Below are 21,890 nucleotides of genomic sequence, written 5' to 3'. Positions count from 1 at the left end.
GATTTCGCGTAGAGGTTATTGACGTAGCATGCCGCTCGGATCAAACGTGCCGCGACAAACGTGTGTCGATCAGGAAAATCGGCGCGCATCGGCAGGTGCTATATAGAGGGGCATTCGAAAACCCGTTGTAAACAACAGGCTGGGGCATCTTCGATTTATTAACCATGCCTCGATACGCGTTGTAAGCGGCTTTTGGTGTGCCTGAAGTAGCGTAACAGGGGTGGGGAAAAGATGACGAAAACTAATCGCAACAGGGCAATCCTGAGCGGAACGTCTCTTCTCACAGTCGCGCTGGTGGGCGCGCAGCCCGTGCTGGCGCAGGACACGACGATCGCTACGTCGATCACCACCGGAACGGTCTGGAGCGCCGCAGGGGCGCCCGGCAGCAACTTCACGATCACGTCCACCGGCACGATCAACACCGCGAATCCGAGCGCCCTCACCATCACCGCCGGCGTCGGTACCGTGACGGGCACGGTTGGCACGCTGTCGAATGCTGGGCTGGTCAACAACACGTCCGCCGTCGGCAACGGGATTCGTATCAGCACGTCGAACAGCGACACGATCACGGTCGGCGCGCTTGACAACGCCGCCACCGGCACGATCTCGTCGGTCGCGACGGGTCTCCTTCTCAGCAACGCCGGTAGACTCGGTGTGCTGACCAACGCCGGGCGGATCAGCGGTTTTTCAGGCATAAGCAGCAACGGATCGATCGGATCGCTCAGCAACACCGGGGTGATTGCGGGCAATAAGCGCGGTATTGTCAACTTCAACAACGGCAGAATCGGCACGCTGAACAATGCCGGCACGATCACCGTAGCCCCAGGGGCCGCTGGGGCCGCTGGCGGCGTCGCCAACTATGGCGGTTCGATCCTGACGCTGATCAACACCGGGACGATCATCAGCAGTTCCAGCAGCGGCATCGGCAATAATCAGGCCGGCGCCTCGATCGGCCAGATCACCAATAGCGGCCTGATCAGCGGCGCCACCGGCGGTCTCTGGAATTCGGGGACGATGTCCCAGGTGACCAATACCGGGCGGATCATCGGCGCGATGGCCGGCGTCTTCCACGAGAGCGGCACGATCGGCACGATCAACAACAGCGGCACGATCAGCGGCGGCTCCTACGGTATTTCGATCGGCACCGGCGCGTTCAATTCGCTGATCAACAGCGGAACGGTACGCGGCGCCATCGCGCTGTATTTCGCATCGGGCGTGTCCGTGCCCAACATCACCAACAGCGGGGTGATCGCGGGCAGCATCAATAATCGAAGCGTCAACGTGCTGACGATCAGCGGTGGTACCGGCGCCACCTTCGGCACCCTGACCGGCAACACGCTGACCAACAAGGGCACCATCATCAGCACGCTGGCGAATCTGGAATTCGCATCGGGCAACCTCGTGCTCAACGACAATATCAACGCCACGGGCCAGACGGTCGTCAATAGCGGCGCGAACTTGGTGCTCAACAGCGGCATCAACGTTGCCGGCGCCTTTAACCAGACCGCCGGTACGCTCGTGGTGAACCCGCTGGGCGGCCTGATCGCCACCGGCGTGGCGACCGCCAGCAGCGGCTCGATCCAGTCGAACTTCGTCAGCACCGGTAACTATCTGGCGGGCACCTACACGCTGCTCGGTGGTTCCAGCCTGAACATCTTCGGCTTGACGGTCGACGTCGGCACGCTCGCCAATCTGGACCGGTCGGTCAACGCGACCGGCACGGCGCTGCAGTTGCTGATCAACAACAGCTATGTCGGCGGCACGCTGGCTACGGGCACCAACGCTGCGGCGCTGACCAGCAGCGACACCGCCCTGTATGTCGCGACGACGGGCAGCATCGGCACCTTCTCCAACACCGGCACGCTGGGTGGCGCACGGTACGGGGTGAACAACCTCGGCACGATCGGGCTTTTGAGCAACGCGGGGAGCATCAACGGCCAGACGGGGCTGTGGAACCAGGGCAGCCTCGGCAATATTTCCAATAGCGGCACGATCACCGCGACATATTGGGCAATCCAGAACTCTGGCGCCTTGGGAACATTGACGAATACTGGCGTGATCGCAGGCGGCGAAAACGCAGTCCAGAACGACAGCTTCATCACGCTGCTCGACAATAGCGGCACGATGTCGGGCTCCCTAAACGCGATTGCCGGTAATATCGGCACGATCATCAACAGCGGCGTGATCCGGGGTGATATCAACGCGGATACGGGCGGGCTGATCGGGACGATCATCGGCGGCACGGGCGGCACCGTCGGTACCTTCACGGGGTTCAACCCCGGCACGCAAGACACGATCGGCCTGAGCGGCAATCTCACCTTTGCCTCGGGTGCGCTGCTGCTCGACAATTCGATCTCTGCATTGGGCATTGCGGCGAGTGCGCTGATCGTCAGCAATGCCGGCGCGGACATCACTCTGTCGACGATCGTCAACGTCAACGGCAATTTCCGCCAGAGCGCCGGTTTGCTCAATCTGGGCACTGCCGGCAAGCTGGCGGTCACCCAGGCGGCCAGCATCACCGGCGGCACGATTACCACCGGCGCCAACGGCTTCTCCGCCAACGCGACCTATCTGAAGGGGGCGGCCGGCGGGACGCTGGTCAGCGGCGGCGTCGGATCGAGCTATTCGGGCGTCAGCATCGTGTCGAGCGGCGGGTTTACCGGCCTGGCCTTTGGCAGCGCGACCAGCGGCACCAACCTGCTGCTGTCGGCCAACAACATCTATGTCGGCGATACGCAGGCCTCGATCAACAATAGCGATTCGATCAGCGGCACGACCTGGGCTCTCTACGTCGCCAACACCGGCGCGATCGGCACCCTCATCAACAGCGGCACGCTGACCGGCCTGAACGATGGCCTCAGCAGCAATGGCAGCATCGGCAGCCTGTCCAACAGCGGCCTGATCAGCGGCGGGCAAAAGGGCCTGGGCAACCAGAACACGATCACCAACCTGACCAACACCTCGACCGGCACGATCCTGGGCGGCACCGCTGCCGGGCTTCAGAACGATACGTGGATGGGCACGCTCACCAATGCCGGCCTGATTTCCTCGGGCTCGGCCGGCTTCGCCAATTACGGCACGCTGGGGCTGCTGAGCAACAGCGGCAGCATCAACGGCGGGCCGCAGGGCATCTATCTCGACGGCAACAGCAATACGGGGACGATCAGCAACAGCGGCACGATCACTTCGGGGCAGACCGCCGTCCAGGTCAGCGGCACGCTGGGGGCGCTGGTCAACAGCGGCTATATCGGCAACGCCACCAACGCAGTGAACGTCGCCGGCACGCTGACCACGCTCGTCAACCAGGCTGGCGGCACGCTCAGCGGCAACAACGTGGTCTATATCTCGGGAAGCCTGGGCGGGCTTTCCAACAGCGGCGCCATCAAGGGCCGGATCGATAACCAGACCGCCAACAACCTGACGATCACCGGCGGCGCGGCGGGCACCATCGGCACGCTGACCGGCACGTCGGGCATCGGCACGATCAACAACACGCTCAGCAATGTGGTGTTCGCGTCGGGCAATCTGCTGCTGAACGACCGGATCATCGCGACCGGGCGCACCGTCAGCAACACCGGCGCCAGCCTGTCGCTGACCAGCAACATCAGCATCACCGGCAATTACAGCCAGTCGGCGGGCACGCTGAGCCTGACGCCGGGCACCAGCAGCCTGATCGTCAGCGGCGCGGCGAACCTGAGCGGCGGCACGGTTCTCGCGAACCTGTCCAGCACCGGGAATTACCTGGCGAGCAGCTATACGCTGGTTTCCGGCGGCGCGAGTTCGTCGCTTTCCGGCGCGACCGTTTCGGCCGGCAGCATCACCGGCCTGGCGAGTTCGTCGAGCATCAGCGGGAACAACCTGCTGCTGGCAATTGCGAACGATTATGTTGGCGGCTCGCTTTCGACGCTCGCCAACGCGGCGGCGCTCACCAGCGCCGCCACCGGCCTGTACGTGGCGACGACCGGCAGCATCGGCACGGTGTCGAACACCGGTACGCTGGGCGGCACGCAGTTCGGCGTCAACAATCGCGGCACGATTGGCATCCTGAGCAACGCGGGCCGCATCACCAACGCCAATTTCACGGCGCTGTGGAACCAGGGCAGCATTGGCCAGATCGTCAACACCGGCACGATCACCAACAGCAGCTGGGCGATCCGGAACAGCGGCACGATCGGCACCGTCACCAACAGCGGCGTCATCACCGGCGCCGGGGTCGGGATTCAGAACAACGCCGTCGTCAACGTGGTCAACAACAGTGGCACGCTGTCGGGCCAGAACGCGCTTGCCGGCACGTTCGGCACCGTGATCAACAGCGGCCTGATCCGCGGCAATATCAACCCGTTTGGCGGCGTAGTCGGCACCATCCTCGGCGGCACGGGCGGTGCCGTTGGCACCTTCACCGGATCTTCGGGGACGACGCAGGGCACGATCGGTGCGAGCGGCAATCTGACGTTCGCGTCGGGCGCGCTGTTGCTCAACGACACGATCAAGGCGGTCAACATCGCCCCCAGCGCGCTGACCGTCAGCAACAGCGGCGCCAACATCGCGCTGTCGACGATCGTCAGTATCGATGGCAATTTCAGCCAGAGCGCCGGCACGCTGAGCCTGGGCACCGCAGGCCAGCTGGTCGTCAGCCAGGCGGCGACCTTCACGGGCGGCACCATCGCGGTCGGCGGCGGCTTCTCCGCCACGGCCAATTATCTGGCCGGCAGCACGGCAGGCACGTTGGTTTCGGGCGGCGTGGGATCCAGCTATACCGGCGTAGACGTCAACCTGTCCGGTGTGACCGGTCTCGCGGGGGGCGCCTTCACCAGCGGCACCAACCTCGTCCTCGGCGTGGCCAATAACTATGTCGGCGGCACGCTCGGCGCTATCGACAATAGCGGCAGCATCGGCGGTGTTTCTCATGCGGTTTATGTCGCGGCGACGGGCAATCTGGGCACGCTGGGCAACAGCGGCACGCTATCGGGTGCCAGCAACGGCGTGTACAATGCCGGACAGATCGGACTGCTGACCAACGCCGGGCTGATCGAAGGCGGCGGCCAAGGCCTCTACAACAGCGGCGTCATCAACGCGCTGGTCAATACCGGCACGATCCAGGCGGCCAGCTCGATGGCGGGCACCGGGCTGCAGAATACCGGCACCATCGGTACGCTGACCAACAGCGGGCTGATCACGATCGGCCTCTATAACAATGACGGCGCGATCGGGCTGCTGGACAATAGCGGCACGCTCAGCGGCGGTGCCCAGGCATTGTTCGTTACCGCCAACGCCACGCTGGGCGGCATCGCCAACAGCGGCGTGATCCGCGGTTCGATCGTCAACAACTCGGCGCAGAACCTGACCATTTCGGGCGGCACCGGGACGACCTTCGGTACGCTCACCGGCATGGGCGGCAGCGGCGTCATCAGCAACACCGCCAGCGACCTGGTGTTCAGCGGCGGCAACCTGTGGCTCGATGACTCGATCGACGTAACCGGACACACCGTCGTCAACAGCGGTGCTACGCTGGCGCTGCCCGGCCTTACCAGCATCACGGGCAATTATAGCCAGTCGGCGGGCTCGCTGCTGGTCGATGCGGGCGTGGGCGGGCTTTCGGTCAGCGGCACCGCCAACCTCAGCGGCGGCACGGTGGTCGCCGCGCTGTCGGACACCGGCAACTATCTGGTGGGCGCAACCTATGCGCTGGTCCATGCCGGCGCGGGCTCGTCCTATGCGGGGGCGAACGTCATTGTCGGCAACGTCACGGGCCTGGGTGTCACCGGATCGGTGGCGACCAGCGGCAGCAATGTCGATCTGCTGCTGGCGGTGACGAACGATTATATCGGCGGCACGCTCGGCACGCTCGCCAACAGCGCCTCGCGCGGCGGCGACACGCCAGTGTATGTGGCGAGCAGCGGCAATCTGGGCCTGTTGTCGAACAGCGGCACGCTGACCGGCAGCGTGGCGGCCATCAACGCGCTGGGCACGATCGGAACGATCGCCAACAGCGGCGTGATCCAGGGGCCGAACGCCGTGGTCGATGCCGGCGGCATCGGCGTGCTGGCGAACAGCGGCACCGTGATGGGCAATGTGCTCAACACGTCGGGCACCGCGCTGACGCTGACTGGCGGCAACAACGCCAATGGCGTCTTCACCGGCCAGGCGGGTGCGCAAGGATCCATCGTGAGCAACGCCAATGTGGTGTTGGCATCGGGCAGGATCCTGCTCGACGACAGCGTATCCCTTGCCGGGCACACGCTGGTCAACGCGGGCGCGCTGGTGCAGCTCGACCGCACCGTCAACGTCACGGGCGACTATAGCCAGACCGGCGGCGCGCTGGGCATCAGCCTGAACACGAGCATGCTGGCGGTCAGCGGCGCGGCCAATCTGAGCGGGGGCGCGATCGTTGTCGGCGGGTTCTCCGCCACGGACAATTATCTGGCTGGCAGCACCGCAGGCACGCTCGTGGCCGGTGGGGCGGGCTCCAGCTATGCTGGCGTCACGGTCGGCTCCAATGTCGGGCCGATCGAAATCACCGGTGCGACGGCGGGCACCAACCTGGTCGCTAATGTCACCAACAATTATGTCGGCGGCACCCTTGCGGCGCTCGACAATACAAGCAACCTGAACGCAGGCACGGCATTCTATGTTGCCGGGACGGGCTCGATCGGGGCGCTGAGCAACGCTGCTACGGTCACCGGCGTCAACGGCGTGGTCACGCAGGGCGCGATCGGCGCGCTGTCCAACAGCGGCGTGTTCAACGTCGGCGGTACCGCGATCGTCAACAATGGTAGCATCGGCCAGCTCAACAACAGCGGCAGCCTGGTCGCGGCGGGCACCGCGGGCATCTATAACGGCGGCACGATCACCGCGATCAACAACAGCGGCGCGCTGCTCAACAGTCAGGCGTCGGCGGGGTCGGGTGTAGTCGGCGCGATCGTCAACACAGGCGCTATCGGCGCGATCACCAACAGCGGCACGATTGCCGGGCTGGCCGCGCTGTACAATGCGGGCACGCTGGGATCGATCGTCAACAGCGGCACGATCGCCGGCAACATCGTCAACGATGCGGCGCAGGACCTCGTCTTCGTCGGCGGCAGTGATGGCGCGGTGGGCGTGCTGACCGGCCAGGGCGGCAGCCAGGGCACGATCGTCAACACCCAGGGCAATGTCGTGCTGGCGTCGGGCGGCATCCTGCTCAATGACGCCGTCATTCTTGGTTCGGGCACCCTGGTAAACGGCGGCGCGACGGTGCAGCTGACCAGCAGCGTCAACGTCACGGGCAATTATGCCCAGGCGTCGGGCACGCTGGCGCTAGGGCTTTCCTCGCTGCTGGTCAGCGGCGTCGCCAATATCACCGGCGGTCGCATCACGACCGACCAGTTCGACACTAGTGCCAATTACATCGCCGGCAACGGCGCGGGCACGCTGGTTTCCGGCGGGCTGGGCTCAAGCTATTCCGGCGTCAGCATCACGTCCGGGATCACCGGCCTTGCCGTGACAACCGCGACCGGTACGGTCGGCAGCACGGTCAACCTGCTCCTGTCCGCTCGGAACGACTATATCGGGGGCGCGCTGGACAATCTGGTCAACAGCGGCGCCATCACCGGCGTCACGACCGCCGCCTATATCGCCGCATCGGGCAGCATCGGGACGCTGTCCAACACCGGCGTGCTCGACGGCAGCCAATACGGTGTCAGCAACACCGGCACGATCGGGGTGCTCGACAATAGCGGTTCGATCGGTGGCGTCGTGGCGCTCTACAACACCGGCGCGATCGGCACGATCCTCAACAGCGGCAGCATCGTCGACAGCCCGGAAGTTCTGTCGGCGGGCCTGAACAATTCGGGCACGATCGGCGCGATCGTCAACCAGGGCACGATCAGCGGCGAATCGCGCGGTCTGTACAATACGGGCGCCATCGCCAGCGTCGCCAACAGCGGCACGATCGCGGGGGCACTGGCGCTGTTCAACGGCGGCAGCATCGGCACCTTCACCAACAGCGGCCTCTTGCTGGACTCGGCCGCCCCGACCAGCGCGGCGCTGAACAATGCCGGCACGCTGAACGTCGTGGCGAACAGCAGCACCATTACCGGCGCGACCTATGCCATCCTCAACAGCGGCACGCTGGACCAGCTCAGCAACAGCGGGCTGATCCAGGCGGTAACGGCGATTGCCAACCAGTCGACCGGCACGCTGGGTCCGATCGCCAATACCGGCGTGATCGCGGGCAATATCGAGAATGCGGCGGCGCAGGCGCTGACTTTCACCGGCGGCACGGAAAGCAGCTTCGGCACGCTGACCGGGCTGACCGGCGGGCGCGGGACGATCACGAACAGCGGCGGCAACGTCGTGTTCGCCTCGGGCAATCTGGTGCTCAACGACGATGTGGTCGCAACCGGCCATGCCGTGACCAATACCGGCGCGGTGCTGCGGCTGGACAACAGCGCAGCAGTCACCGGCGACTATAGCCAGACGGCAGGATCGCTGGTGCTGGCGACGGGCAAGCAGCTGAACGTCAGCGGCGCGGCCAGCCTGACCGGCGGCAGCGTGTCGACGACGCTGCCGGGCGCGGCGAATTACCTCGCGGGCACGACGGCGGCGACGCTGGTGACCGGCGGGGCGGGCTCGACCTATACCGGCGTGTCGGTGACGACCGCGCCGGTCACCGGGCTGGCATGGAGCGCCGGGGCGAGCGGAACCAACCTGGTGGTGACGGCGAACAACAACTATATCGGCGCGGGTCTGGACAGCCTGGCGAATACCGGCAGCCTGGTCGCCGACTATCCGGTCTATGTGGCAACGACCGGCAGCCTGGGCGCGCTGAACAACAGCGGCACGCTCAGCGGCGCGGTGGCGGCCATCTACAACGCCGGGACGCTGGGTCCGATCGCCAATAGCGGGGTGATCGCGGGCAATGTCCAGAATGTGTCGGCACAGGCGCTGACCTTCACCGGCGGCACGGGCAGCAGCTTCGGCACGCTGACCGGGCTGAACGGCGGGCGAGGGACGATCACCAACAGCGGCGGCAACGTCGTGTTCGCGTCGGGCAATCTGGTGCTCAACGACGATGTGGTCGCAACCGGCCATGCCGTGACCAACACCGGCGCGGTGCTGCGGCTGGACAACAGCGCAGCAGTCACCGGCGATTATAGCCAGACGGCGGGATCGCTGGTGCTGGCGACGGGCAAGACACTGAACGTCAGCGGCGCGGCCAGCGTGACGGGCGGCAGCGTATCGACGACGCTGCCGGGGGCGGCGAATTACCTCGCGGGCACGACGGCGGCGACGCTGATTACCGGCGGGGCGGGCTCGACCTATACCGGCGTGTCGGTGACGGCTGCGCCGGTCACCGGGTTCGCATGGACCGCCGGTGCGAGCGGCACCAACCTGGTGGTGACGGCGCGGAACAACTATATCGGCGCCGGCCTCGCCAGCCTGTCGAATAGCGGCAGCCTCGTCGCAGATTACCCCGTCTATGTGGCAACGACCGGCAGTCTGGGCGCGCTCAGCAACAGCGGCACGCTCAGCGGCGCGGTGGCGGCGATCTACAACGCCGGCACACTGGGCCCGATCGCCAATACCGGCGTGATCGCGGGCAATATCGAGAATCTCTCGACTGCGGATCTGCGCATCGCGGGCGGAGCGGGCACCAGCTTCGGCACGCTCACCGGCTATGCGGCGGGCAGCCAGGGTACGATCCGCAACCTGTCGAGCAATGTCGTGCTGACCGGCAACCTCCTGCTCAACGACGCAGTCAATGTCGGGACGCACAGCCTGATCAACAATGGCGGCACGTTGCAGGTGAACAACGCCGTCGCAGTCACCGGCAATTACAGCCAGACCGGTGGCACGCTGTTGGTCGGCGTCACGTCCAAGTCCGCGTACGGCCAGCTCAACGTCAGCGGCACGGCGAGCCTGAGCGGCGCGACGGTGAAGCTGGTCGCGCTGGGCACCGGCACGATCGCCGCAGGCGATTCCTATGCGGTGGTCAAGGCGAATGGCGGGCTGACCTATAGCAACCTGACCGCATCGATCGCCGGGCTGGGCGGAAGCTTCTTCTCCGTCGCCAGCGGCGGCAGCACCGGGCTGGTCGTGTCGGTCGGGGAGGACGTCACCCCGACCAGCTTCACTTCAACCGGGCAGGTGGCAGGTGGAGCGGGCGTGGGAACCGGCGCCGCGCTAGATGCCATTGCCGATGCAGGGGGGCCGGCGGGTACGCCGGTGATCACCAACATCCTGATCCCGCTCGCGTCGCTTACGCCGGTCGAGCAGGAACGCGGTGTCCTCCAGCTGGCTCCGACCCAGCTGACGCCGCAGGTGGTCGCGGTTGCGGTCTCGCCCGCCGTCAATGCGATCGTGCAGCATCAGGAAGTCCTGGCCGCCAATGCGAGCGGCCGCGAGGAGCGTGGGCTTTCGGCGGGCTCGCAGGGGCAGCGCGGCGCGCTGTGGGGGCAGCTGTTGTTCAACACCGCGAAGCGCAACAATGGTTCGGCAGCGTCGCCCTATGCGGCGCACACCTTTGGCGTGCTGGCCGGCGTCGACATGCCCGCCACGTCCAACCTGACCGCCGGCGCGGCGATCAGCTGGGTGAACAGCATCGCCAACGGCCGAGGGGACGTGAGCGGAAGCCGCACCAAGCTCAACAGCTTCCAGGCAACCGGCTATTTCAGCTGGCAGCCGGGCGATCCGGAGACGGCGGGGTTCACGATCGATGGGCAGTTGGGCTTCGGCTACAACGTCTATAGTCAGCGCCGTCGGATCGACTTCCTGGGCCTTACCGCGCACGCTTCGTTCGATGGACAGCAATATCTGGGCAACTTGCGCGTCAGCTATACCGTCCCGCTCGGCGACACCGCATCGGTCACGCCGTTCGCTTCGGTGCGCGAGGTCCATCTGAAGAATGCGGCCTATGACGAAAGCGGCGCGGGAACCGCGAACCTGCAGGTGCGGTCGCTGGATGCGGACTCGTTCGGGCACGAGATCGGCTTCCAGGGCGCAGCGATCCTTGGCGGGGAATCGGGACGCTTCACGCCGACGCTCAAGGTCGGCTGGGTTCACAATTATGTGAACGGCCCGATCCCGCTGACCGCGGTTCTGGGGGGCGTGGCCTTTACCAGTACCTCGGCGCGCGGGGCGCGCGATGGCGCCACCGTGGGGGCGGGGCTGACCTTCATGCAGAACGACCGGATGCGGATCGGCGTGCAATATGACGGAGAACTCCGCAGTGCCTTCCAGAGCCATTCGGCGTCGATCAAGCTGACGGCCAACTTCTGACGCGTTGAGTCCCGATCGGACACGCCTTTGCCTGACAGATCTCGTTCCGGACTGCGGGTTGATACCATCACCCGCAGTCCGGCGAGGGTTCCGGGGCGCTCGCGCGTGACTCGCCCGCTCGGTCCGCCGCTCGGCCCCTAGAGCGGGTTCACGACGGGTGGAATCACGGGGGATTCCCTTTTCGCTGATCGTGTGATTCATAGGCAGCCGTCACGAAGGAGGCGGCGATGGGTTGGCGACCTGGGCAGAGTTACTCGCAGGATTTGCGTGATCGGGTGCTGGCGGCGGTGGACAGCGGGATGCCGGTCCGCGCGGCAGCAGTAATCTTCAAGGTCAGTATTGCCTATATCTACAAGGCGCGGATTCGACGGCGGCTGACCGGTGATGCCGGGATCAACCCGAACCGCGGCCGTCCTCCGCGCAAACTCTCCCCGGCACAGGAACTGGTGCTGGCGGCGCACATCCGCTCGCGGCCTGGGATCACGCTGGCGCAGGCGCAGGCGTGGCTGCTGGCCGAACATGGGATCGGGCTCAGCACCGGTGCGATGTGGAACGCGGTTCGGCGGCTCGGCCTGTCGTTTAAAAAAAGCCCTGCACGCAGCCGAGCAGGAGCGGCCGGACGTGGCGGCACGTCGCAAGCTGTGGCGGGCAGCCCAGCCGTTCATCGACCCTGAAAGCCTCGTCTTCCTCGACGAGACAGGGGTGAACACCAAGATGGCGCGGCTCTATGGCTGGGCGCCGGTCGGCGAGCGCTGCCGCGATCGCGTGCCGTTCGGACACTGGAAGACGATGACGTTCATCGCCGGCCTGCGCCTGACCGGCATGACCGCGCCCTGGGTGCTCGATGGGCCGATGGATGGCGATGCCTTCCGGGTCTATGTCCGCGACGTCCTGGCCCCCACGCTCCGGCGCGGCGATGTCGTGGTGCTCGACAATCTGCCCGCCCACAAGGTGGCCGGCATCCGCGAGGCGATCACCGCCCGGCGCGCCCAGCTCTTCTACCTGCCTCCCTACAGCCCCGACATGAACCCGATCGAGATGGCCTTCGCCAAGCTCAAGGCACTCCTGCGCCAGCAGCCAGCCCGAACCGTCGATGCTCTTGTCGAGCGCATCGGCGAACTCCTTGATCGCTTCCCGCCCTGCGAATGTGCCAACTTCTTCCAGGCCGCTGGATATCAACGGTCAATGTGAAATTGCTCTAGCGGAGGGGCAGCGCACAGGCCGTGTTGGCGGCGCCCGTAGGCGCGCCGGTCCCGCCTGAACGGCGTTCAGCATCCAGATCGCGCCCCGTCGGGGCCCCGTATCACTACGTAATCACCACGAAAAGGTCGCCAGGACCGGCCAGTTCCCGTGTCTCCGCCTAATATAAATGATCGATGTTGCGCCAAATGTATGCCGCCCCAAGGCAGCGACAGCAGGATTGCGCATCAGGGTCTACGAAGTGGCAGCTCGGGAATCGGCGTACAAATGAAAGATCTCCGTTTCATCAGCGCGACGTGCATCGCTATTGCGTCGGGAGATTCGGACGGACCGTCGCAAGACTCCACTGCACCAGAAATCTCGCAGTCCAAGACCCAGGCTGTTGATACGCGAGCATCCACGAGCCTCCCCGCGGGGCGCGATCTGCTTCGCGCTGTGTCCTCTACCCTCCGGCGGATAGTCTTCGAAGTTCGGCCGGCGCCCGCGCCAATGCCCTGGGCGCCGACATTGCGTGCTGCTCGATCCCTTTCGTCCCGAACGTCCTGCGCTGCCAGGAAAACCACGTGAAGCCGCCCGCAAGCATCGGGCGGCGCCCGTGCACTCGCCCGTTCGTGGCAACGAACCCCAATCGAGAGTTGTGAAATGCTGAAGTCGCTGAAGATACCGCGGAAGCTGGCGCTGTCGTTCATGACAGTCTGCGCGGCCGCAGCAATCATGATGGTCGTGTTTTACAGCAATATCGCGATGATCCGCACGACGACCGATGGCAACAATCTGAGCCAGTCGATTCATGCGCGCGCGCTCACGCTCGAAACCGCGCTGCTGCGTCAGAACAGCCAGTTTCGCGGGTTCCTGGTCACGGGCGACCCGACCTATCTGAAATCCTATGGCGAAGCGCGCGACGAGTATGACAGCACCTCCGCCGAGCTGGAGAAAGTGCTGACCGATCCGGCGCAGCGCGAGGCGGTGCTGGAATCGCGCAAGGAGACGCTGGCGTGGCGCGCCAAATGGGGCGATCGGCTGATCGAGCAGGTCAAGGCCGGCGGCCGCGAGACCGCGCAGGAGGAAGTCCGCGCAGCGGGCAAGGGGGTTCTGGTCAGTGCCGCGGTGACGCCGCTGCGCAGCATCCGCGATGCCCAGAGCGCGCTGATCGACAAGAATTCACAGGACCAGAACGGTGCGATCGGATCGGCGATGACCGCGCTCATCGTCGGCGGGATTGCGCTGATCGGCGTGGCGATCGCGATGGCGGTGGTGCTGACCGGCATGATCGCGCGGCCGGTGACGCGTCTTACCACGACGATGGCAAGCCTTGCCGCAGGTCGGAACGACATCGACGTGCCCGATACCGATCGTGGCGACGAACTGGGCGACATGGCGCGCGCGGTGCTGGTGTTCCGCGACGCCGCGATCGCCAAGCGTGCCGCCGACGAAGCCAATGCCAAGGCAGAGGCAGCGCAGAAGATGGTCGTGGAGACCATCTCGGTGCACCTGTCGGAACTGGCCGGGGGTAACCTGGTCTCCGAGATCACCCGCGATTTCCCCGGCGACTATGCGGCGGTGAAGACCAATTTCAACGATGCGGTGTCGGCGCTGCGTGCGCTGATCGCGTCGGTCATGGAATCGACCACGGCGATCCGCAGCGGCTCCACCGAGATCGCCCAGGCGTCCGAGGACCTGGCGCGGCGCACCGAAAGCAATGCGGCGAGCCTGGAGGAGACCGCAGCTGCCGTCACCCAGATGGACAGCCGCCTGCGCGCCACTGCCGAGGCAGCGAACCGCACGGTCACCCAGGCGGACGCGACGATGGCGTCGGTGCAGGATGGCCGCGCGACCGCCGACGAGGCTGTGGAAGCGATGACGCGCGTGAGCGAGAGCGCCAAGGGCATCGACAGCGTGATCGAGGGGCTGGACAAGATCGCCTTCCAGACGCGCGTGCTCGCAATGAACGCCGCCGTCGAGGCGGGGCGTGCCGGGGAAGCGGGGCGTGGCTTTGCCGTCGTCGCCGATCTGGTGTCTGCGCTCGCCATGCGCGCCGAAGAGGAAGCCGGCCGCGCCCGCGACCAGCTGACCGCGACGCAGGCCGACATCGTCACGGCGGTGCAGAAGGTCCAGAAGGTCGATGGTGCGCTGGCGGATATTTCCGAGGGCGTGGGCGCCGTGCACCAGCTGCTCGGCAACATGGCGACCGACAATCGTGCCCAGTCGAGTGCGATCACCGAGATCAGCGCGTCGATCGGCAGCATGGATCATGCCACCCAGCAGAATGCGGCGATGGTCGAGGAAACCTCGGCAGCCGCCCGCAACCTGTCGAACGAAGTGACGACGCTCACCGAACAGGCGCGCCAGTTCAATGTCGGCGACCAGCGCGCGGCGCCGGCCCGCAAGGCGACGCGGTTCGACGGGCCGGTGCGCCCGCTGCCGGCGGCGGCGGTGTCCGCGCTGGTGCGTCCGCGCGCAGGCGACGACGCATCGGACGATTGGCAGTCCTTCTGACGGCCCGCCCGAGCAGGCGGTCCCCTGGCGGACCGTCGGGCGATTGCGCGGCACGGATCGGGCCGGAGGGGATTTCGGGATGAACATGATCGCGTCCATCGCGCAACAAGGTGAACTGGGGCGGCAGGCCGAAGTGGCCCGCCAGCTGGGATCGCCGTTCGTCGCGGCGGTGCTGGAGGCGGGAGAGCGCCAGCTGCACCGCGCGCCCCTGACCGCAGCCATCCTGTCCGGCTGGCCGGGCGACCCTTCGGCTGCGGCGGTGGCGATGCGCTTCAATGCGGCGCTCCACGCGCTGGCCCGGCGCGGCGTGCATCCGGCCCTGAGCGCGCTCTATCGCTGGGAGCATCAGGATTTCGACGGCGCCATTGCGATGGCGCTGGCCGCGGACGACGCCTTTGTCGCCGAATGGCTCCACCATACCCCCCAGACGAACGAGGTCGGGCGCGCTGCCGCGATCGGCGCCGCGCTGATGGCGGCAGGGCAGGGCACGCGCGTGCCGCTGGAACTGCTCGAACTGGGGTCGAGCTGCGGGCTCAACCTCAATCTGGCGCGCTATGCCTATGATCTGGGCGGACTCCATGCCGGCGACCCGGAGTCTGCGGTCAAGGTGGCGCCGGAGTGGTGCGGCGGCCCGCCGCCGGCGGCGCCGCTGGACGTCGTGTCGGCGCGCGGCGTGGACCTGAACCCGCTGGATGCGCGCGACGAACGCACGCACGAACGCCTGCTCGCCTATATCTGGGCCGATCAGCCGCGCCGCGCCGCGCGGCTCGAGGAGGCGCTGGCGCTGGCGCGACGCTATCCGCCGGCAGTCGAGCGCGGCAACGCCGTGACCTGGCTCGCCGAACGTCTCGCCGAACCGCAGCGCGCGGGAGTTTGCCGCGCGGTGTTTCATTCGATGTTCCTGCAATATCTTCGCCGCGAAGAGTGCGATACGATCGTCCAGACGATCCGCCGCGCCGGAAGCCGTGCCACGATCGCGCGCCCGCTGGTGTGGATCAGCCTGGAATGGACCGAGGGCCGCCGCGAGGTCCAGCTGTGGAGCACGCGCTGGCCGCACGGCGAAAGCCGGTTGCTGGCGACGTGCCACGCCTATGGCAATTGGGTCGACTGGCGCGGCTGAGAGTTTCGCAGCCGGCGGGATTGACGGACGCCGCGTCGCCGGTGCAACAGGCGCCCAGCATCAAGAGTCGGGCACCCGCCCGACGCCAACCTGCTCCGGGCAAGGTGGCGCCTTCCATTCGCGAAGGGATGTGGCCGTCATGGCAAACCCGGCGCCGGGCACGTCATGCGGTCGTTTCAAAGGACGAACCGTGACACAGACCGCTACTGCCCATTCCGCCGCCGCCCCGCTGGTCACCATCGACGATGTGCGCGCCGCCGCCGCGCGGATCGCGGGCGAGATTTCCGACACGCCCTTCCTCCATTCGCAGACGCTGTCGCAGCTGACCGGCGCGGAGATCTGGCTGAAGTTCGAGAACCTGCAATATACCAGCAGCTTCAAGCAGCGCGGCGCGCTGAACACGTTGTTGCTGCTGTCGCCCGAACAGCGCGCGGCGGGAGTGATCGCGGTTTCCGCCGGCAACCATGCGCAGGGGGTCGCCTATCATGCGGGCCGGCTGGGCATCCCCGCGACGATCGTGATGCCGGTGGGCACGCCCGCCGTGAAGGCCTCGCGCACTCGCGCGCTGGGCGCCGAAGTGATCCTGACCGGGCGCGACTTTGCCGAGGCCTCGGCGGCGCTGCCCGCGCTGATGGCGGAGCGCGGCGCGACACTGATCCACCCGTTCGACGATGACCGGGTGATCGCGGGGCAGGGCACGGTGGCGCTGGAGATGCTGCGCGACCAGCCCGACCTGGACAGCGTGGTGATCGCGGTCGGCGGCGGCGGGCTGATTTCGGGCGTGGGCGCCGTGGTGCGCGGCGGTGCGAAGCCTATCGAGCTGATCGGGGTGCAGAGCGCGCTGTTCCCGTCGATGGCGGCGGCGACCGGGCGCTGGGCCGGCGGGGTGCCGGGCGGTGCCACGATCGCGGAGGGCATCGCCGTCGCGGTGCCGGGCACGCGCACCCGCGCGCATGTCGATGCCTATGTCGACGACATCGTCGTGGTGGACGAGGCGCGGATCGAGACCGCGATCACGCTGCTGCTCCAGATCGAAAAGACGCTGGCCGAGGGCGCGGGCGCGGCGGGGCTGGCGGCAGTGATGGCGTACCCCGAGCGGTTTCGCGGCAAGCGCGTGGGGCTGATCCTGTGCGGCGGCAACATCGACAACCGCCTGCTCTCCACGATCCTGCGGCGCCAGCAGCTGCGCGAAGGCACGATCCTGCGGCTCGTGGCGCAGGTGCCCGACACCAGCGGCAGCCTGGGCCGGCTGTGCACTGCGATCGGAACGATGGGGGGCAACATCAACACCGTGGTCCACGACCGCACGCTGATGAGCGTCGATGCCAAGACGACGCAGGTCGCGGTCGAGTTCGAGCTGGCCGACCCGGAACTCTACGCGCCGCTCAGTGCCCATCTGGAGCGCGAAGGGTTCACGTTCGAGCTGGGCGCGATCGGGGGTTAGGCGTCGGTTATCGCCGCCCGACCAGCAGCGTGCGGATGCCCTCCAGCACCCAGCCATAGACGAGGTGCGATGCCGCGCCATAGGCGTGGGTAGCCAGCGGCGTTTCGGTGGGGGCGGGGCCAAGGCCGGTTGCCGATACCGCCCCTTCGTCCAGCAGCGCGGCGGTGGCGATGCCATAGGCGCTGCCGAAACCAGAGCGCGCCTCCGGGCGATATTCGGCGATGACACCATATATGCCGCCCAGCACGGCGCCGACGACATAATGCACGGCCTGCCCGGCCTCCTCGCGGTGGGGGGCGGGCACCTTGTCGCCGGTCACGGCCTCGCTGACGACATCGGCCGCTTTCACGGTCGCCGGGTCTTCATCGGTGCCGTCTTCGGGCAGCAGCTTCGCCGCCTGCGACTGGAACGCCGCCATTGCCGCCGATGCGACCAGCCCGGCGGCGATGCCTGCGGCCAGTCCGAGAAAGGGTCGCGGTGCCTTTGCCATGCGCTGCTCCTGTGTGGGTGTGGGGACAACGCGCACCGGCGCGCCGGGGTCCGCCCTCAATAGGCGATGCGAACCGCCTTCAACTTATGCTTGGCGAGCTGGACCTGGACGCTGTCCGGCCCGGCCAGATGCCCGGCGCCCACGGCGACGAACACCACGCCCGGCTTTTCCATCCGCTTTGCGATCCAGTCGGCCCAGCGGATGTTGCGATCGGTGAGCAGGATCTTGCCGATTTCGGGCGTGTCGCGCATGCTTTCGTTCATCACGGCGGCCAGCGTGTCGGGGTCGCCCTTGGCCCAGCTGACGACCATCTTGTCGAGTTCGCTGCCCATCTTGGGCATTTCGTCGATCGTCGAGACCAGGAACTTGATCTGCAGCGGCTCGGGCATCGAATCGAAATAGCCGAGCTGCTGTTCGGCGGTTTCCAGCCCCAGCACCGGCTTGTTCGCTGCCTTTGCCGCCGCCGTCAGCGTGCGCTCCGCGCCGCTTTCCGGATCATAGCCGAGCTTGGGGAGCCCCGCGACGGTCAGCGTGACGGCGGCGAACCAGGGATCGGTACGGTCGAGGAATGCGCCGGGAACCGCGATCTCGCTCACGGCCTTTGCATAGGCCGCGCGCTTGTCGGCGGGCAGCTTTTCGGTGAGCGTGGGGCCGGTGGGGTTCAGCGCTGTCTTCAGGATGATGCCCTGCATCGTCGCGGGATCGGGCTCGACCATTTCGAGCACCAGTTCGCCGCTCTTGTCGAATGCGTCCTTCACCGCCGAATCGAACCAGCTCAGGCCCGGCTTCAGGACATGGACGGTGCCGAACAGATACACGGTGGTATCCTCGTCCCTGACCACCCACAGCGCCGGGTCGGCGGGCTGGGTCGCCTGCGCGTGGGCGGCGGGCGCCAGCGGCAAGGCGAGGAACAGCGGGGCGAGATACTTCCACATCACGGGCATCCTCCGGGGGGCCTTCAGGCCAGTTCTTTGAGCGGCGTGCCGGCATCGGCGAGCCGGGCGGGATCGAGGACAAGCCCCTCGACCACCAGCTTGCGGCCCTGAACATAGTCCTTGGTCGCATTGACGCAATCGAGCGCGATCACGCGGCCTTCGCGCAGATAGACGACCGAGAAGCTGCGCGTGGCGGGATCGCCGCGCACCACCGCCGTATCGAAATCGGCCGAGATGCCCACCGTCTGGAGCTTCAGGTCATATTGGTTCGACCAAAACCACGGCGCCGCGTCATAGCCTGCATCGAGCCCGGCAATGGTCTTGGCCGCGACGCTCGCCTGGTCGTTGGCGTTCTGGACCGATTCCAGCCGGATCGTGCGATCCGCCGCATAGCGATTGGCGTGGAGCGCACAGTCGCCCACGGCGAAGATGTCGGGCAGCGAGGTGCGGCACTGCGCGTCGACCAGCACGCCATTGCCCCCGGCGGCGCCCGCATCGAGCAGAGGCCCTGTGGCGGGGACGATGCCGATGCCGACGATCGCCATGTCGGCGGGAACGACGCTGCCGTCCGCCAGCCGCACGCCGGTGACGCGATCGGTGCCCTCGATGCAGTCGACCTGAACGCCCAGCCGCACATCGACGCCATGCGCACGATGCTCGCCCTCGAAGAAGCGCGACAGCGGCTCGCCCGCGACGCGCGCCAGCACCCGGTCCTGCGCCTCCAGCACGGTCACTGCCTTGCCCAGCTTGGCGAGCACGGCGGCGGCCTCCAGCCCGATATAGCCGCCGCCGATCACCGCGACGCTGCGCACATCCGCCAGCTCGCCCATCATCGTATCGACATCGGCGCGCGACCGCACGGTATGGACACCGACCAGATCGTGCCCGGCACAGCCGATCCGCCGTGCCTTGCCACCCGCGGCCCAGATCAGGCTGCCATAGCCGATCGTCTCGCCCTCTGCCGTGGTGACGCTGTGCGCATCGGGCGCGACCGACACGACGGTGCGCCCCGGCAGCATCGTGACGGCGCGCTCCTCCCAAAAGGCGGCGGGGCGGATCAGTAGCCGCTCGAACGGCTTTTCGCCCGACAGATACTCCTTCGACAGCGGCGGGCGCTCATAGGGGAGTTCGGGTTCGTCGCCGAGTATCGCGATGGTGCCGGCGAACTTGGCCTGGCGCAGCGCGATGGCGGCCTGGGCGCCGGCATGGCCTGCGCCCACGATCAACACGTCAAAGTGATTCATGCGGTCAGTCGCTCCGCGTGCCAGCCGACATGATCGGCCATGAAGGTGGAGATGCAGTAATAGCTGTGGTCGTATCCCGGCTGGCGCCGCAGGGTGAGCGCGATGCCCGCGCTGGCGCAGGCGGATTCGAGCAGGTCGGGGCGCAGCTGGTCCAGGAACGGATCGGCATCGCCGATATCGACCAGAAGCTCGGGCAGGCGGGCGCCATCCTCGATCAGCGCGCAGGCGTCATAGGCGCGCCACGCCGCGCAATTCTCGCCGAGATAGCCGCTCAGTGCCTTTTGCCCCCACGGCACTAGGCTCGGCGCAGCGATCGGGGCGAAGGCGGAGACGCTGCGGAAGCGATCGGGGTCGCGCAGCGCGATGGTGAGCGCGCCGTGGCCGCCCATCGAATGGCCGGTAATCCCCTGTCGCGCCATTTCCGCCGGGAAATGCGCGGCGATCAGCGCGGGCAGCTCGTCCTCGATATAGGAGCGCATCCGGTAATTGGCGGACCAGGGCGCCTGCGTCGCGTCGACATAAAAGCCCGCGCCCTTGCCGAAATCATAGGCGTCGTCGTCGGGCACGCCGTCACCGCGCGGCGAGGTGTCGGGCGCGACGAAGATCACCCCGGCCTCGGCACAGGCGCGGCGATACTCGCCCTTTTCCGTCACATTGGCATGGGTGCAGGTGAGGCCGGAGAGATACCACAGCACCGGAAGCGTCGCGCCCTCCGCATGGGGCGGGACATAGACCGAGAAGGTCATGTCCGTTCCCGTGGCGGCAGAGGCGTGGCGATAGACGCCCTGGACCCCGCCGAATGCGCGGTTGGTCGCGACCGTTTCGATCGTCATTGGAACACCACTGTCTTGCCCTTGTTGAGGAAAACCCGCCGCTCGCCGACCGCGTGCACGGCGCGGGCGAGCACCTGTGCTTCGATATCGCGGCCGATGCGAATCATATCGTCGATCGACGCGCGGTGATCCACGCGCTCGACAGCCTGTTCGATGATCGGTCCTTCGTCGAGGTCCGTCGTCACGAAATGCGCGGTCGCCCCGATCAGCTTGACGCCGCGCTCATGCGCCCGGTGATAGGGGCGCGCGCCCTTGAAGCCGGGCAGGAAGCTGTGGTGGATGTTGATGCAGCGCCCGGCCAGCGCCTCCGCCAGCGCGGGGGACAGAACCTGCATATAGCGTGCGAGGATCAGATACTCGGCACGGGTTTCGCGCATCAGGGCCAGGATCGCCGCTTCCTGATCGGCGCGGTTGTCGGCATCGACGGGCAAATGGTGGAACGGCACGCCGTGCCACTCCGCCATGTCGCGCAACGCGCCATGATTGGAAACGGCGGCGACGATCTCGGCGGCAAGGGTGTTGCTGGCGTGGCGGTGGAGCAGGTCGGCGAAGCAATGCGACGCCCTGGACACCGCGACGAGGATGCGCGGGCGCGTGGCGGCCGGAGTCAGCGACCAGTCGGCCGCCATCTCCGCAGCGATCGGCGCGAATGCGGCGCGCAGGGCATCCGCCGCCGGGAAGCGCGACCCGCCGGGCTTGAAAACGAGGCGCAGGAAGAAGCGCCCCGTCTCCAGATCGGCATATTGCTGGCTGTCCAGAATGAAGCCGTCATTCGCCGCCAGAAACCCGCTGATTCCCGCGACGATGCCAACGCGGTCGGCACAGGTGAGAGTCAGCGTCCAATGATCGTCTTCGGTCCCGCGATCCAT

Annotated in this window: 10 protein-coding genes and 1 riboswitch; of the genes, 5 read left to right on the top strand and 5 right to left on the bottom strand. The window is 66.8% G+C overall.

Annotated features, from left to right (window positions below; all coding sequences use genetic code 11):
* The first annotated feature begins 231 nt into the window (after positions 1-231).
* The 5 genes from ACG3SL_RS15315 (at position 232) to ACG3SL_RS15295 (ending at position 17,519) form a co-directional block, all read left to right on the top strand.
* Positions 232-11,259 (top strand): hypothetical protein, encoded by an 11,028-nt coding sequence (locus ACG3SL_RS15315; protein ID WP_448662040.1) that lies wholly within the window; start codon positions 232-234, stop codon positions 11,257-11,259.
* Positions 11,260-11,486: 227 nt separating this feature from the next.
* A protein-coding gene (locus ACG3SL_RS15310) for an IS630 family transposase (RefSeq protein WP_448661465.1) occupies positions 11,487-12,450 on the top strand; the annotation gives its coding sequence in 2 pieces (ribosomal slippage) (positions 11,487-11,837 and positions 11,839-12,450; 963 coding nt in all).
* A gap of 651 nt (positions 12,451-13,101) precedes the next feature.
* On the top strand, positions 13,102-14,955 hold the full coding sequence (locus ACG3SL_RS15305; protein WP_448662039.1) for a methyl-accepting chemotaxis protein: 1,854 nt from the start codon (positions 13,102-13,104) through the stop codon (positions 14,953-14,955).
* 79 nt (positions 14,956-15,034) lie between these two features.
* The gene (locus tag ACG3SL_RS15300; protein ID WP_448662038.1) at positions 15,035-16,075 is read left to right on the top strand and encodes a DUF2332 domain-containing protein; all 1,041 of its coding nucleotides are present in this window, start codon (positions 15,035-15,037) and stop codon (positions 16,073-16,075) included.
* Between the two features lie 52 nt (positions 16,076-16,127).
* Positions 16,128-16,235, top strand: a riboswitch (SAM-I-IV-variant riboswitch).
* A 30-nt stretch (positions 16,236-16,265) separates the two neighbouring features.
* Positions 16,266-17,519 carry a threonine ammonia-lyase gene (locus ACG3SL_RS15295; protein ID WP_448662037.1) on the top strand — a complete coding sequence of 418 codons (1,254 nt, stop codon included), beginning with the start codon at positions 16,266-16,268 and terminating at the stop codon, positions 17,517-17,519.
* Positions 17,520-17,526: 7 nt separating this feature from the next.
* On the opposite strand, the gene ACG3SL_RS15290 is transcribed toward ACG3SL_RS15295, so the two are convergent.
* From ACG3SL_RS15290 to purU, 5 genes are read right to left on the bottom strand one after another with little or no spacing between them, the layout of a single operon-like run.
* The gene (locus ACG3SL_RS15290) at positions 17,527-18,009 is read right to left on the bottom strand and encodes a DUF1440 domain-containing protein (protein ID WP_448662036.1); all 483 of its coding nucleotides are present in this window, start codon (positions 18,007-18,009) and stop codon (positions 17,527-17,529) included.
* Positions 18,010-18,065: 56 nt separating this feature from the next.
* On the bottom strand, positions 18,066-18,944 hold the full coding sequence (locus ACG3SL_RS15285; RefSeq protein ID WP_448662035.1) for a TraB/GumN family protein: 879 nt from the start codon (positions 18,942-18,944) through the stop codon (positions 18,066-18,068).
* A 23-nt stretch (positions 18,945-18,967) separates the two neighbouring features.
* Entirely contained in the window at positions 18,968-20,188 is a 1,221-nt protein-coding gene (locus ACG3SL_RS15280) for an NAD(P)/FAD-dependent oxidoreductase (protein ID WP_448662034.1), read from the bottom strand.
* A complete protein-coding gene (gene fghA, locus ACG3SL_RS15275; protein ID WP_448662033.1) occupies positions 20,185-21,021 on the bottom strand; it encodes an S-formylglutathione hydrolase in 837 nt (278 codons plus the stop codon). The genes ACG3SL_RS15280 and fghA overlap by 4 nt, the downstream gene beginning before the upstream one ends.
* Complete coding sequence (purU, locus tag ACG3SL_RS15270) at positions 21,018-21,890, bottom strand: formyltetrahydrofolate deformylase (RefSeq protein WP_448662032.1); 873 nt, start codon at positions 21,888-21,890, stop codon at positions 21,018-21,020. Before purU ends, fghA begins: the two co-directional genes overlap by 4 nt.

Source organism: Sphingomonas degradans (genome assembly GCF_053502645.1).
This window is presented reverse-complemented; position numbering and strand designations above follow the sequence as displayed.